Source organism: Paenarthrobacter sp. NPDC092416, assembly GCF_044755025.1.
In the GTDB taxonomy this organism is placed as follows: Bacteria; Actinomycetota; Actinomycetes; order Actinomycetales; family Micrococcaceae; genus Arthrobacter.
In genome coordinates this window covers 53375-67621 of the sequence record NZ_JBIVQG010000012.1, presented here as the reverse complement: position 1 = coordinate 67621, position 14247 = coordinate 53375, and the positions used below count along the sequence as shown (strand labels likewise).

12 protein-coding genes are annotated in these 14247 nt (G+C 63.0%); 4 read left to right on the top strand and 8 right to left on the bottom strand.

Features of this window, described 5'->3' with window-relative positions:
• The first annotated feature begins 336 nt into the window (after positions 1-336).
• A complete protein-coding gene (locus ACIQC5_RS19160; RefSeq protein ID WP_400285994.1) occupies positions 337-819 on the top strand; it encodes a carboxymuconolactone decarboxylase family protein in 483 nt (160 codons plus the stop codon).
• A gap of 130 nt (positions 820-949) precedes the next feature.
• Here ACIQC5_RS19160 and ACIQC5_RS19155 read toward each other — a convergent pair whose 3' ends face one another.
• Together ACIQC5_RS19155 and ACIQC5_RS19150 are read right to left on the bottom strand one after the other, a co-directional pair.
• On the bottom strand, positions 950-2404 hold the full coding sequence (locus ACIQC5_RS19155; RefSeq protein WP_400285991.1) for an amino acid permease: 1455 nt from the start codon (positions 2402-2404) through the stop codon (positions 950-952).
• Positions 2405-2657: 253 nt separating this feature from the next.
• Positions 2658-3599, bottom strand: coding sequence for an aminodeoxychorismate lyase (locus tag ACIQC5_RS19150; RefSeq protein ID WP_400285989.1), 942 nt, complete (start codon positions 3597-3599; stop codon positions 2658-2660).
• 96 nt (positions 3600-3695) lie between these two features.
• On the opposite strand from ACIQC5_RS19150, the gene cls reads away from it, so the two are divergent.
• Positions 3696-5168, top strand: a complete 1473-nt coding sequence (cls, locus tag ACIQC5_RS19145) for a cardiolipin synthase (protein WP_400285986.1) — start codon at positions 3696-3698, stop codon at positions 5166-5168.
• Here cls and pabB read toward each other — a convergent pair whose 3' ends face one another.
• Both pabB and ACIQC5_RS19135 read right to left on the bottom strand, forming a co-directional pair.
• A complete protein-coding gene (gene pabB / locus ACIQC5_RS19140; RefSeq protein WP_400285983.1) occupies positions 5169-7226 on the bottom strand; it encodes an aminodeoxychorismate synthase component I in 2058 nt (685 codons plus the stop codon).
• Positions 7223-7807, bottom strand: a complete 585-nt coding sequence (locus ACIQC5_RS19135) for a low molecular weight protein-tyrosine-phosphatase (RefSeq protein ID WP_400285980.1) — start codon at positions 7805-7807, stop codon at positions 7223-7225. Before ACIQC5_RS19135 ends, pabB begins: the two co-directional genes overlap by 4 nt.
• A gap of 245 nt (positions 7808-8052) precedes the next feature.
• On the opposite strand from ACIQC5_RS19135, the gene ACIQC5_RS19130 reads away from it, so the two are divergent.
• Positions 8053-9549 (top strand): M60 family metallopeptidase, encoded by a 1497-nt coding sequence (locus tag ACIQC5_RS19130; RefSeq protein ID WP_400285977.1) that lies wholly within the window; start codon positions 8053-8055, stop codon positions 9547-9549.
• Between the two features lie 3 nt (positions 9550-9552).
• Here ACIQC5_RS19130 and ACIQC5_RS19125 read toward each other — a convergent pair whose 3' ends face one another.
• Entirely contained in the window at positions 9553-10185 is a 633-nt protein-coding gene (locus tag ACIQC5_RS19125; protein WP_400285974.1) for a TetR/AcrR family transcriptional regulator, read from the bottom strand.
• A 99-nt stretch (positions 10186-10284) separates the two neighbouring features.
• Between ACIQC5_RS19125 and ACIQC5_RS19120 the strand changes: the two genes are divergently transcribed.
• Entirely contained in the window at positions 10285-10623 is a 339-nt protein-coding gene (locus tag ACIQC5_RS19120) for a hypothetical protein (RefSeq protein ID WP_400285971.1), read from the top strand.
• A gap of 28 nt (positions 10624-10651) precedes the next feature.
• On the opposite strand, the gene ACIQC5_RS19115 is transcribed toward ACIQC5_RS19120, so the two are convergent.
• The 3 genes from ACIQC5_RS19115 to ACIQC5_RS19105 are packed head-to-tail and all read right to left on the bottom strand — an operon-like array spanning position 10652 to position 14159.
• A complete protein-coding gene (locus tag ACIQC5_RS19115; RefSeq protein ID WP_400285968.1) occupies positions 10652-11623 on the bottom strand; it encodes a ribokinase in 972 nt (323 codons plus the stop codon).
• Positions 11620-13092 (bottom strand): MFS transporter, encoded by a 1473-nt coding sequence (locus tag ACIQC5_RS19110; RefSeq protein WP_400285965.1) that lies wholly within the window; start codon positions 13090-13092, stop codon positions 11620-11622. Before ACIQC5_RS19110 ends, ACIQC5_RS19115 begins: the two co-directional genes overlap by 4 nt.
• Complete coding sequence (locus ACIQC5_RS19105) at positions 13092-14159, bottom strand: nucleoside hydrolase (RefSeq protein ID WP_400285962.1); 1068 nt, start codon at positions 14157-14159, stop codon at positions 13092-13094. Before ACIQC5_RS19105 ends, ACIQC5_RS19110 begins: the two co-directional genes overlap by 1 nt.
• Between the last annotated feature and the right edge of the window lie 88 nt (positions 14160-14247).

The window sequence follows — 14247 nt, the reverse complement described above, 5'->3', positions numbered from 1 at the left end:
AACATTGCTGTTTTCACGTCATAGTGGAAACAGGGTGTCCCGCCGGACAGAGAGGGAGTTCTCCCGCCCCAGCAGGGATCACTGCGCCTTAGTGAATCACTGTTGGAATGCGCGCGCAATAGAAGTTGTGAATGTATTTTCATGAATCCGCCGCGGCACTCAAACCCTCTTTGATCAGTAGTTAAGTATCACTTAATGGAAACGGTAATTGGCTGTCATATAAAGTCGATAACCACGAATTCTTGGATAATAAACGGGGTTTCGCGGGCTCGGGTCGGCTGCCCGGTGGACACTCTCCGGAGCCCGCAGGGCAGGCCCGTGCGCTAGGCTCCAACCATGCCCGATCAGGAAAAGAAACCACGCCTTGCCGGCTATCTGGACAAGCAGCAGCCAGAGCTCTACGCGACGTTGAGCCACTACGCACAGCAGGTGGTTGGGGAAGCGGACCGAACAGGTATTCCGCGCCGGACCATCGAACTGCTGAACTACCTCGCCTCGCAGATTAACGGCTGCGCATTCTGCCTGGACCTGCACCATCGCCGAGCCTTGGGGTATGGCGAAACGGAACAGCGTCTGTCCTTGGTGGCCGTCTACAAGGAAGTGCCAATGTTTGAACCGGCCGAGCGGGTCGCCATGGAAATCACTGAGCAGATCACCCGCATGAGTACATCGCGACCGAGCCCGGAACTCTTCGAACGCGCCCGGCAGCACTACACCGACGAGCAAATCAGCGTGTTGTGTCTGGCAGCCATTGGGATCAACGCCTTCAACCGCTTGTCCATCCTGAGCGAGCACCCGGTGCGCACGGCCAAGAAATAGGAGTGCGCGTTCCGTCGTGACCGACTTTCAAACAACATCAGCCCCTAGGCAACCCGAAATGGTTGCCTAGGGGCTGATCCGTAGTCAAAGAAGGTCAGGAAGGCGCGGCTTCCAAGAAGGTCGCGGGAACCTACGCCTTGAGCGCCTTCCTGAGCGACCGCCGTCGTCCGTATTTGAAGTAGAAGAACGCATAGCAGGCCCCGACGAACGGAACTCCGAACAGCAGTGCCGCCACCTGGTTGGGGTCGAACGCGATGCCGACCAGCGAGACTACGCACAACGCGAAGGCCAGGATCGGAACCAGCGGGAAGAGCGGCGCCTTGTACGGGAGCGTGCTGAGGTCGCCACCGTTTTTGACGAACGTCCGCCGGTATACGAAGTGCGAGGCCACAATGGACATCCACACTCCCACGGTTGCAAAGCCTGCGATGGAGACGAGCACCAGGTAGACCGTTGCGGGCGCAACGATGCTGCTGATCAGCGATGCCAGGCCACCGAGCATGCTGACGCACAGGGCGATCATGGGAATGCCGCGCTTGGTCAGTTTCCTGAACGCCTTGGGTGCATGCCCTTCGTCGGCGAGCGAGAAGAGCATTCGGGCGCACGAATACAGGCCGCAGTTGCCGGCCGAGAGCAGCGCCGTGATGATCACGAAGTTCATAATGTCCGCTGCGAAAGGAATGCCGAGCATCGAGAAGACCGTGACGAACGGGCTTTCGTCCACGCTGACCTTTTCGTAGGGGATGGTGGCTGCGATGACGGTGATCGCGCCGACGAAGAAGATCATGAGGCGAATAACCGTGGTCCGCATCGCCTTCGGGATCGTTACGCCGGGGTTGGCGGTTTCACCCGCGGCCACACCGATCAGTTCGGATCCCGAGAAGGCATAGAAGACGGCCAGTGTGGTGACGAAGACACCCGTGAAGCCATTGGGGAAGAGCCCGTCCGGCGTACTGAAGTTGCTGGTGAGCGACGGATATTCGCCTGCGGCGAGCGGGTGGAAGCCCATCAGGGCGGCACCGCCCAGGATGATCAGGCCGACGACGGCGGCGACCTTGATGAGCGCGAACCAGAACTCCGATTCACCAAAGACGCGCGATGAAATGGCGTTCAAGGTGAAGAGGACGGTGGCGAAGACGAAGCACCAGATCCAGACGTCGACGCCCGGGAACCAGCGCTGCATGAGAAGTCCGGCGGCGGTGAACTCCGAGCCCAGGGCCACTGCCCAACACAGCCAATAGAGCCAGGCCGTGGCGAAACCGGTGGCCGGGCCGATGGTGCGGGCAGCGTAGATGTGGAAGGCGCCGGAAACGGGGAACGCAACAGCGAGCTCCCCGAGACATGCCATGACCAGATAGACCACGACGGCGCCGATAAGGAATGCAAGGACTGCGCCCAAGGGACCTGCTGTGGCGATGGTGTAACCGGAACTGACGAACAGGCCGGAGCCTATGACGCCGCCCATCGCAATCATCACCAGGTGCCGGGCCTCCATGGACCGGCGAAGTCCTGCCTGCGGGGCTACAGTCTCGGACTGCGCCTCGGTTGCCGATGCCTCGGCAGTTGTGGGGGAGCTGTGTCCCATGTTCCCTCCGGGAAGTAGACAGCAAAGTCTGTGAAATGTCGTACGCGTTGGAGTGATCCAACTAACACGAGAACAAGATTCATCACATGACGGACACCCATTTCAAGGAGGATAAGGAACGCGATTGAACCCCGTTTGAGGCCCCAGCCGAGGCTAAGAATTCCTAATCAATAAGTCATGCGAGCAATTACTCTACTTGCTATCTGCTAAGTTCCCAGCGGGGCCCGTGAACCCACTCCAGAGGCGGCAGGGCCTATTCGATCCCTGCGAAGAGCTCGTTCAGTTCCGCGGTGAGCTGTTTCCGCACTGCCGGCGTACCGATTTCGTGGCCATTGATGTGGTTCACGGGCGCGATCAAGCGAATGCTCGAAATGAGCCAGACGGCATCTGAATCAAACAGGTCCTGGGGTACGAGCGGTCCATATCCGAGCTCCCACCCAGCTGCCTTGGCCGCGGCGAACAATGCGCCCTGCGACGTGCCAGGAAGGATACCGCTGTCATGTTGCGGCGTGATCAGGCGCCGAACAGTCCTGACCGAACCTTCACCGTCGTCGATCGTTTCCAGATGGGCCAGCAACACGGTGGACGTCGGCCCTTCCAGAACGCGTCCGTCTGTGGAGGTGAAGATGGCGTCATCGGCGCCCTGTTTGTGGGCGTAGCGCAGCGCCGCCATGTTGACGGCATACGAGAGCGTCTTGGCGCCCAGCAGCAACCACGGCGCACGCTCGCCGGCTTCGGTGTCGAAACCGCGGTCCAGAAGCACGACGTCGATGCCCGTCTCGCGCTGTCGGCGGCTGCCGGCGGGTGAGGGCGAAGCCTGAACCCAGCACGTGGGGCTTGCCGCACCCTCAACACCGCGGGTCACGATCAGCTTGACGACCACCTCGTCCTCTTCCGGCGTCGGGGCCGGATAGACGCTGCGGAACTCCGTGATCGCCGTGTCGATTGCCTTACGCCAGGCATCCTGCTCAGGAATCGCCAGGTCCAGAGCCTGCGCCGAAGTACCTAGACGGTTCAGGTGGGCCTGCACTTTCCGGGCGCGGCCTTGCACGGCCAGGAGCGACTCGAACACGCCGTCGCCGCGGGTAGCGCCCAAGTCCGTGGCCATGAGTTGGGGCTGGCTGGAGTCGGCAACGCGGCCGTTTTCGAAGGCCGGGTCCAGGAAAACGAGGACCGTCGGAGCAGGAGAAGTCATGTTCCCAGCTTAGTGCGGCCCTCCGGTGCGGCCCTCCGGCGGGGCAGACAGATAGGCTGTGGTCACCGTTTGTTCTTTGACCGTGGGGGTTGTCGAGTGCTTTTTCCGTTTCCGATTGGCTTGGAGTGGACCTGGCTTCTGGGCGCATGGGCCATCACGGAAGTGATCATGCGCATTGTGCTCCTGGGCATCATCCCCGGCAACCGTCGCCCCACCACCGCCATGGCCTGGCTCCTGGCCGTTTTCCTCATCCCCTCCGTCGGCTTTGTGCTCTTCCTGCTCTTTGGCAACTTCCGGTTGTCCAAGCGCCGGCGTGAGCAGCAGGAAGAAGTCAACGATCGCGTTCGGGCCGTCACCTCTGAGCTGTCTGATCCCGTGAGCACTTACTCCGGCCCGGAATGGGTGAAGTCCGCCGGTGAGCTGAACCACCGCCTTGGCTCGCTGCCCATGGTTGATGGCAACAAGGTAGAGCTGATCCCCGGCTACCAAGAGTCCATCAAAGCCATGGCCGATGCTGTCCGCGGTGCAAAGGAGTACGTCAACGCGGAGTTCTACATCATGAGCAGTGACGCGGTGACTGACGAGCTGTTCACGGAACTGGAGAACGCTGCCGGACGTGGTGTCACGGTTCGGCTGCTGTTCGACCACATCGGCACGCTGCGCATCAAGGGCTATCGCAGGCTGGTCCGCAGGCTCAAAGCGGGCAAGATTCAGTGGCGACGGATGCTGCCGTTGCTCCCCATCCACGGCCAGTGGCGACGCCCGGACCTCCGCAACCACCGCAAAATCCTGGTGATCGATGGCGTGCTGGCCTTTACGGGCTCGCAGAACCTGATCGAGCCCTCCTATAACAACCCCAAGCATCGCCGGGCCGGACGTCAGTGGGTGGAGCTCATGGCCCGCCTTGAGGGCCCCATTGTGGCCACCCTCAACGTCGTCTTTGCCACGGACTGGCTCAGCGAAACAGACGAGTCACTGGAGAACCAGCTCCGCTTGCCGACCCAGCCCTCGCCCGGACGGGTCACTGCCCAGGTGGTCCCAAGTGGCCCGGGATTCGCGACAGAGAACAACCTGCGACTGTTCAACACGCTCATCTACTCGGCGCAGCACCGCATTTCCATCTGCAGCCCGTACTTCGTCCCCGACGATTCCCTGCTGTACGCCATTACTACAGCGGCACAACGAGGCGTCGATGTGGAGCTCTTCGTCTCCGAAAAGGGCGACCAGTTCCTGGTCCATCACGCCCAGCGCTCCTACTACGAAGCCCTTTTGGGAGCAGGCGTCCGGATCTACCTGTACCGGGCTCCGTACGTGCTCCACGCCAAGCATTTCACCATCGATGAGGAAGTGGCCGTACTCGGATCCAGCAACATGGACATGCGCTCCTTCTCCTTGAACATGGAGGTCTCGGTGATGCTCCTGGGCGCCGAAACCGTGGACCTCATGCGGTCCGTGGAGTCCACCTACCGCGAGGTGTCCCGTGAGCTTACCCTTGGCGATTGGATGCAGAGACCTACCCTGGCCAAGTATGTGGATAACGTGGCCCGATTGACGGCGACGCTCCAGTAATCACTCGGGGAACGTGGCTCCGAGCGTCGACAACACCCCAAAAGCCTTGGTGCGGATTTCCTCATACTCATCGTCGGCCACTGAGTCCGCGGTGATGGCCCCACCGACGCCGAGGCTCAGCGTCTGCTTGCCGTCGCCGTCGGGATGTATCACCAGCGAGCGGATCACGACGGCGAGGTCCGTAGCCGCGTTCAGCGAAAAGTAGCCGATGGCGCCCGAATAGATGCCGCGTGGCCCTGACTCGAGGCGATCCAAAATGTCCATGGTGCTGATCTTCGGAGCCCCCGTCATGGAGCCGGCAGGGAACGCCGCGGCAACGGCTTCGGCACGGGGAGCTCCCGGACGAAGATGGGCATCGATGGTGCTCACCATCTGGTGGACGGTGGCGTAGCTTTCGATGGCGCACAGTCGGCTGACGGTCACCGAACCCGGTGTGGCGAAGTGGCTGAGGTCGTTCCGCAGCAGGTCCACGATCATGATGTTTTCCGCGCGGTCCTTCAACGATGCCTCCAGCTCGCGGCGCAACTCGGCGTCGGCGGCGGGGTCCTGGGAGCGGCGGCGGGTGCCCTTGATGGGCTCGGCCCGCATGCCGCCGTCGGAATGGATGCGAAGGAACCGCTCCGGCGAGGTGCTGGCGACCACGAGTTCGCCGAACTTCAGGTAGCTGGCGAATGGTGCCGGATTCCGGCGTCGCAGCGCGAGGTAGCTCTGCCACGGGTCAAGGTCCGCGGCGTTGGACTCAAGCGTGGTGGTCAGGCAGACCTCGTATGAGTTGCCTTCACTGATTTCGTGCTGGGCTTCGGCGATTTTGCTCTTGTAATCCGTGGCGGAGTCGCGGCTGGCGAACTCCGGAATTGCGCTTAACGGCCCACTTGCCGGCAACTCGACGGCAGCAGCCGGCGGCTCGACGGCGGCGGCAGCAGCCCCGACGGCGGTGCGCGCCTCGCGCAGCCAGTCATCGGCGTCGGGGGCGGCCAAGGCGAGCAGCCATACGGTGCGCTCGCGATGATCCAGCACCACTGCCCGGCCCGCGAACAGGAGTGCGGAGTCGGGGGTGTCAGCGCGGACGTCGTTGCCGCCGGTTTCACGCTTGAGTTCATAGCCCAGGTAGCCGAGCCAGCCGAGGGTGAACTGGCCGTCGTAGCCTCGGGGTGCGCGGACCGCGCGCCGGCCCCATACCGAATCCAGCCAGCGGAAGAACGGCCCGGACGTTTCAACCGTCGCGGAGCCCGCTGTTAACTGGGTGGCCCCTGCCCGGTGCAGTACAGACTGACCGAATGTCCCGCCGTCGTCCGCCAGAATGCTGAACCGGCTGCGCTCCGCGGCCTGGCCGGACGCGGAGGGCGCCGTGGATGCATTCGAGGAATCCAACCAGACGGCGTTGGCGGAGTCGCCATAAAGGTTCTGGAAAAGCGCAGCAGCGTCCGGAGTCGCGTCGATCCGTTCCGACCGCAGTTGCAGACCCCTGCGCGCGCTGAGCTCGGGTGAGAGGACCGCGGCCAGGGCCGGCAAGTACCGCATTGCTTGCAGTACGTCGTCCGGCGCGCGGCCGTCCGCCCGGTTCTGCACGCGGATGTCCGCACTGCTGATGACGGGATCGGCTTCCAGCCATTCGTCTTCCTGCGCGGCCCAGTCGTCCCAGTACGGTTCGTAGCTGCTTCCGTCGCGGGCCAACGCACGACGGCGGCGATCGTCACCTGATGATTCGACCCAGACGACGGCGTCGAGCATGGGGCGGGCCGCGTCTGCAGCGGCTCCGACGCCTTCAACGATGACGATCTCAGCCGGCAGCGTGACGTGCAGTGAGCCGTCGTAGTGACGTTCCCAATCCCAGCTGATCCACTCGGCGGCCTCGCCTTCACTCAGCGGCGTGAGGACCGTGGAGACGTACCGTTCGATACCTGCGGCGAGGCCATTCCAGCCCGGATAGATGTCTTCCAGATGGAACAGGGAAACCTTGTGGTGCTCCCTCAAGCGGGCCGCGAGTTCAACGGCCAGCGTAGTCTTGCCTGCGCCGGACCGCCCGTCGACGGCGATGATCACAGGTGCAGGGGTCATGACATAGAGGTTACCTGCTGGTGCTCGTCGGCTTGCTGCGGAAGGTGCCCGTTACCTTCGCCGGATGGCCTCTCCGAGAGGGCGTTCTTGATGTGGTTCACGATTCCGGGAATGGCCGCCGCGATCAGGGTCCACGTGTTGTCGAAGTCTGTGTGTCCGCCGTACCACGGGTCCTCGATGCCCAGGTCCAGTGAGCTGCGGCCGGCCATGCGGGGATCGAAGCTGCGCAACATTCGGACTTTAGCCAGCGACTCCCGGTTCGGAGCGCCCTGCTGAAGCCAACCGAAATGGTCGACGTCGAGCGCAAGGATAAGGTCCCGCTCGGCGAACCATTCGCGCCTCCACTGGCGGGCGACGTGGTCCTCGGAAGCGATGTGGTGGGCTGTGAGTTTGCGGGCAGCGCGGGGGTCAATGGGGTGGCCGACTTCGTACCCTGTGGTGCCCGCGGAATCTACCACCACGAGCTTGCCGAGCCCTTCCGCTTCGAAGGCTTCGGTGAGCATGAGCGCCGCCATGGGCGAGCGGCAGATGTTTCCAGTGCAGACCGTGATGATGCGGTATGGGCTCGTCGTTGAGTACATGCAGCAAGCATGGTTGATGGCACCCCTTCTTGGCTAGGGGAGCACTCCACAGGAAAGTCATTTTTGGTGTCGAATCTGTCACATGACCTCCTGGGTGAATAGTAAACGCTTACTGTCTAATCCGTACTTTTGGACGGATTTTTGTTTTAAAACTGACGAGACTCTTGCAATAAGGCATAGTAAGCGCTTTCATTTAACCCCGTGAGGCTGGTCACAGTGACTGGCCCGGACAAAAAGGATGATCTATGAGTGAAAGTCATTGCCACGTCCCCGATTCCTTGAATAGCACTAATGCGGGTGTGCGTCCCTTGCAGCGAAACGGCATCAGCCGCCGCGGGGCGCTCGGCGCCATGGCGGTTGTTGCCGGCGGCCTTCTGGTGCCGTGGTCAGCCTCGGCCGCCGTCGCCGATACGCGGCCCAGCCAGTCCCGCAGCCAGATCGTCACCGCCCTCCCGGATGCGCACGGTTTCGAGGAGGACAGGCTTCAGATTGCGCTGTGCAATACCAACCTGCAATCCACGGGGTTTTACCTCCCGGCCAATACGGCGCTGACCGTTTCGGTGAAGGCGATGACGGCGTCCGAAGCCATTCTCGTCATCGGTGCTCCCGACGCCGACGCGCGCCCTGAGTTCAAGAAGCCGCGGGAGTATCTGCTGAAGAAGGGGAAGAACGTCATTACGGACGCCGGCGGAGGGGTGATCTATTACAAGGTGGTCGGGGACAGCGGGTACGTCAGTGCCACGCTGGACGCCGTGGCGCAGCCTATGCCGTATTTCGTTTACGGGCGCACCAGTGAACTCGAATTCCAGCGGCAACTCGATGAGCGGCCCACGCCGTTCGTAGAGTTGGTGAGTTCTCATGCGACGGTGACTGTGGAGCGCGCGTCGGCTTTGAGGTATCGCTCCGAGAACCACTCGGAACTGATGTTCACTTTCGAGGACTTGATCTCGATCGAGGATGCCACGAGTGGCTATGACGGTTCGAGCCCGATCCATGCGCGCCAAGCCCACCCGTACCATCTGGTGGGTTACCCCTCGGCGATCGCCAACGTTGGCGCCTACGCCACGCATGGCCACACCTCGTTCCCGCCGCCCATTCAGGACCGTCTCCTGACGGTGGAAGGGCTGCGCATGCGGGGTTGGGGCATCTACCACGAACTTGGACACCAGCATCAGCAGGTCACCTACAAGCCGACCTCGCTCACCGAGGTCACCGTGAACATCTATTCCCTGGCCGTGAATGCCAGTTTTGCCAAGAAGTACGGGCAGCAGCCGAGGTTGCACGTTCCTGACGCCACCACCGGCCTGACACCGTGGGAATCTGCGGTTCCGCTGATTGGCAGCGAGGGGGCGGTCTACGGAATCACGTTCGACGGAATGGAGCGGCTGGTCATGTTTGAGCAGCTCCGACTTGGCTTCAAGAACTTCTGGCCCACCCTGCACAAAATCATCCGCGAGGAACGCCCGCCGAAGGGTGACTACTGGGACGAGGAGTTCCGGCTTCGCAACTTTGTGGTGTGGGCGAGCAAAGCGGCGAAGGCCGACCTGAGCGACTTCTTCCTCAAGTGGGGCTTTGTTGTGGATGACGACGCGCGCGCCCGGATTGCCGCCGTCGGACTTATACCGCCGGTGACTGACCCCACAACCATCCGCGACGAAACGCAATTGATGTTGGCCAAGCAGATCCAGGCGCAGAAGTCCTTGGCTGCCCGATCTGCATTCGAGGAGGCCGGCGTGGAGTAGCGCCTATGCGGTGGTGGTCGGGGCGCCGGAGCGGGTGGACTCCCGTTCCCGCGCCTCGGCAACCAGCGCTTCTGCGGCCAATTGAACGGTTCGTACGACGGCGGCGCGCCGCTTTTCGACGCGGCCCGGCTCGGTACCGGCCATCAGCCCGTCGAGCGCGGGGAGGACAGGTGAGGCGTCGCACAGGCTCACGATGGTGATCAGGAGATCTGCCGCGTCTTCGCGCGCGATGTCCGGCAGCGCCGCCAGTGTGTTGTTCACTTTCGATGCGCAATTCGCCATGCGGGTGGGGAGGCCTACGACGTCGGATCCTCGCTCCAGGCCTTCCCAGAACAGGAGTCGTGGCGCGGTGGCATCCTTCTGGTGATGGTCGAACAGCCGGCCCGCGTAGTCAGCCATGGCCTCGGGCCCGTGGCCTTCGATAGGGACCTCGTCCATGACAGTACTGAGGGCGGCCACGATGACAGCATCGAAGAGAGCGTTCTTGTTGCCGAAGTACTGGTAGATGCGCTCTTTGTTGACGCCAGCCTCCGTGGCGATGCGATCGATGCGGGCTCCAGCCAGTCCGCGCGTACAAAACTCCACTGTCGCCGCCTGCAGCAGCAATCCCTTGGTCCGTTCTGTGTCCCACGCCATAGGGTCATATTACCAGTTTCCAACTGGATGGTTGTAATTGCTCGCGGCTCCGGTTATGGTGATTCCACGCGAATTGCAACTATCTGGTTGGAGAATGTCATGACCGCCCAAACTACTTCCGAAATCACTGGCGCCGAACCGGCCGTCGTCGCGGTTCAGGTTCCGGTCGCAGCCCCGGCCCGCCCACACATGCCTTCAGTTCACGTCCGTGCGGTGATCACGTGGCTCGCGATCTTCCCGCTGGTATCTCTGGGGATGCTCCTGCTCGGCCCGATCATGGAGCCGTGGCACCCTGTACTGCGGGCACTCCTGCTGACTGCGCTGGTGGTTCCCCTGGCGGTGTATGTGGTGGTGCCGCGGCTGCTCGCCGGCCACGGAGCCCTTTCCCGGAAGTCGGTTGAGCGCGCCGCCCAACGTGCCGCCCGCAAATCCGCCTAACCCCCTTATCTGGGTGGAGGCGCTGGGGCTATGCGTCGCGCAGACGCTCGACGTCGGCGATGCCGGGGTACGCGGCCTGCGTGCCTTTCTTGGTGGCAGCCAACGCGGCAGCCACGGAGGCAAAGGCAGCGGCGTCTGCGAGGGACTCGCCGGACGCCAAGCGCGCAGCAATAGCTCCCGTGAAAGCGTCGCCAGCTCCCGTGGTGTCCACGGCATTGACGCGCGTCGGCTCGATGCGGGTGATCTGGCCCTCCGCTCCACGGGCCAGCGAATCCAGGACCACAGAACCGTGGGCGCCCAGAGTCACCAGCACGCGCTGCAGGCCGCGATCCGCGAACTGGGTCCGAACGGGTTCCCAGGCTTCGGCATCTGCATCGGCATCAGGAACGTCTGCCTCCAGGCCCAGGAACAGCAATGCCTCGTGCGCATTCACCAACAGGACGTCGCTCAGCCGGGCCAATAGCTCGGGCACCTCGGCGTAAGGCGAGAGGTTCAGCAGGACTGTTGCTCCGGCGTCGTGTCCTGCCTGCGCGGCGGCGATCACCGTCTCAATGCCCACTTCCAGGCAAAGGCAGACCACCGCGGCATCGGTGAAGACATCTTGTGCGGCCGTGACGTCCGACGGGGTCAGCGTGCCGTTGGCGCCGGCGGAGATGATGATGCTGTTCTCGCCGCTCGCGTCCACGGAGATGACCGCTACCCCCGTGGCAGCACCGGAGCGTCGGACGCGGGTGACATCCACGCCCGCGCTGGCGGTCGAGTCGAGGAGCATGCTGCCGTTGGAGTCCTGGCCCACAGCGCCGATCAGACTCACCTGCCCGCCCAGCTTGCTGGCGGCCACCGCCTGGTTGGCGCTCTTGCCGCCGGGATTCACGGCAAAACCGTTGCCGTGAACGGTCTCGCCGGGTTGGGGGAGCCTGTCGCAGTAGATCGTGAGGTCGGCATTGAGGGAGCCGACGACGACGATACGCGCCTTGGGTGCATCGGCCTCGGTGCTCATGCGGTGACCTCTTTCTCGGAAGTCTCGGAAGTCTCGGCGTCCGCGGCCTCGGTGACTTCGGCATCAACCGGCTTGGGGATCAGCAGTGAGGCGGCGAACGCGGCCAGCGTGATCGCAAGCCCAACCACCACAACCGTCAGGTAGGACGCCTTGGCGTCATTCAGCGAAGCAGTCGCGACGAGCACTGCAGGCAGAACCAGGAAGCTCAGGCCGGCACCCAGGTTGAAGGCACCCGCGTTCATGCCGGGAAGGAAGCCCGGGTTGCCCTGCGGCGAGAGAACCACGCCCAGTCCGTTCAGCATGATGTTGACGGTACCGGCGTACATGATGCCCAGCAAGGCCGTGCCCACGATCATCATCGGCAGGTTGGTCAGACCGAAGAACGCGATGATTGCCAACGCCACCAGGCTGCCCACCAGGCCGATGCGCAGCACCTTCGTGTAGCCGAGGACCGGGGCAAGCCGGCCGCTGATCGGGCCGAAGAGCCAACCCAGCAGTGCATATGGGGTGAGGATCATGAGCGACATCTCGGTGGGGCCAACGCCGAAGCCGGGGTCGGCGGCCTGGACGTAAGCCGGAACGATGCCATTGATCACCGCGAAAATACCCGTCATGGTCAGCGTGGTGGTCAGCAACGGAGCCCACGTGGAGCGCTGCCGCAGGTGCACGGTTTCCACCATGGGCTGCTTGGCGCGCTTCTCCACCGTCCAGAACGCGAAAAACGCGACGGCGGCAATCACCGTAAGGCCGACTGCGAGAGTCAAGGTGCCGGCGTCGAACGAGGTGGCCAGTTTGGAGCCTTCGTTCAGGGCCGTCAGCAGTGCGCCCACGGCGATCACAATGAAGAAGACGCCCAGCCAGTCCATGGTGGTGCCTGCAGCGGGCTTGCTCTCACCGGCCAGGACGGCGATCAGGACCGTGGCTACGAGAGCCAAGGCAACCATCAGCCAGAAGATGCTGCGGAAACCGAAGTTCTCGGCGAAGTAGCCGCCAACAAACGAGTCGACGCCGGCCACGCCGCCATTGACGGCAGTGATGAGGCCCATGAGCGCGCCGTACTTGCGGGGATTGCTGACGGCGGAGCGCAACATGATGAGGCAGAGCGGAACGGTGGGTCCGCTGACGCCCTGGATGATGCGGCCCACGAAGAGCCAGGTGACGTCGGGCGCGAGGGCGGCGATGACGGAACCGACAGCCATAAGGAGCATCATGCCCACAAGGATCTTCTTGCGTCCCACGATGTCGCTGAGACGCGGCAGGAACAGGGAGAACAAAGCGGCTGCCGTGAAGAACCAGGTTTGGGAAAGGCCGATGGTGGCCTGGTCTGTGTTGAGTTCGTTGCCCATGGTGACCAGGGCGGGGCTGAGCATGGAGGCGTTGAGCTGGAAGGCCACGCAGGCTGCCAGCAATGCGACCATGAGCGCGGTGACGTTGCCGCGGGAGGACTTGGTTGTTGCGAGGGTGGACATTACTTTGCCTCTCCGGCTGCTACTACCGCTGCAGCGTCGGTGCCGGCGGTTTCGGCACCAACGGTGGCGGCAGCATCGCCGTCGTACGTGGGTTCGCCAATCCGTTCGATCGCATCGGTGACCAAATCCCAGAACTTCTTGTGGTCCAGGTCAACGGCCACGGACGTGTGGCAGTCCTCCGGGGCGGGCGCGCGGAAGTCGGCAACGGTCATACCGAGCGTGAGCTTGCCCTGGAGCTCGATGTCCACGGGGACCTTGCGGGTGGTCATCACTGTGGGGTCGATCACGTAGGCGACGGCGCACGGATCATGGACCGGCGGGAAGTCGAAGCCTTGCGCGTCCTTGTAGGTCTTCTTGAAGAATTCCATCAGCTCCATGACGAACCTGGCCGGCTTGGTGCCGATTTTTGCGATGCGTTCCACTACCTCGTCCGTGGCCAGGGCCTGGTGGGTGAGGTCCAGGCCCACCATCACCACGGGCCACTTTTCGTTGAACACAATGTGCGCAGCTTCGGGATCGATGATGATGTTGAACTCCGCCACGGCGCTCCAGTTGCCCACGTGATAGCCGCCGCCCATGAGGACAACTTCCTTGACGCGCTCCACGATGCGAGGCTCCTTGCGGGCGGCCATCGCGATGTTGGTGAGGCCCGCGGTGGGGACCAAAGTGACCGTGCCCGGCTCGTGCGCCATGACGGTTTCAATGATGAGATCGACGGCGTGGCGCGGGTCCAGCTCGATGGCGGACTCGGGCTGGTCCGGGCCATCCATGCCGGTCTCGCCGTGGATGCTCGGGGCAGTCTCGATGGTGCGCACAAGGGGACGGTCGCAACCTGCTGCGAAGGGAACGCCTGTGATGCCGGCAATGGTGCCCACCGAGAGGGCGTTGCGGGTGACCTTTTCGAGGGTCTGGTTGCCCACTACCGTTGTCACTGCGAGCAGCTCGATATCCGGGTTGCCGTGAGCCAGCAGCAATGCCACGGCATCGTCGTGTCCGGGGTCGCAGTCAAGAATGATCTTCTTGCGTACTGTCATGGGATTGGGGTCCACGTTTTCTCTCCACGTCATTGGGGCCTGCAGGTTTTCCGGTTTCCATGACCTCCTTGGCGTTTCCGCGTTGGACTGTCCGTTGCCGGGCCGGGCAGGGCGCTAAGCA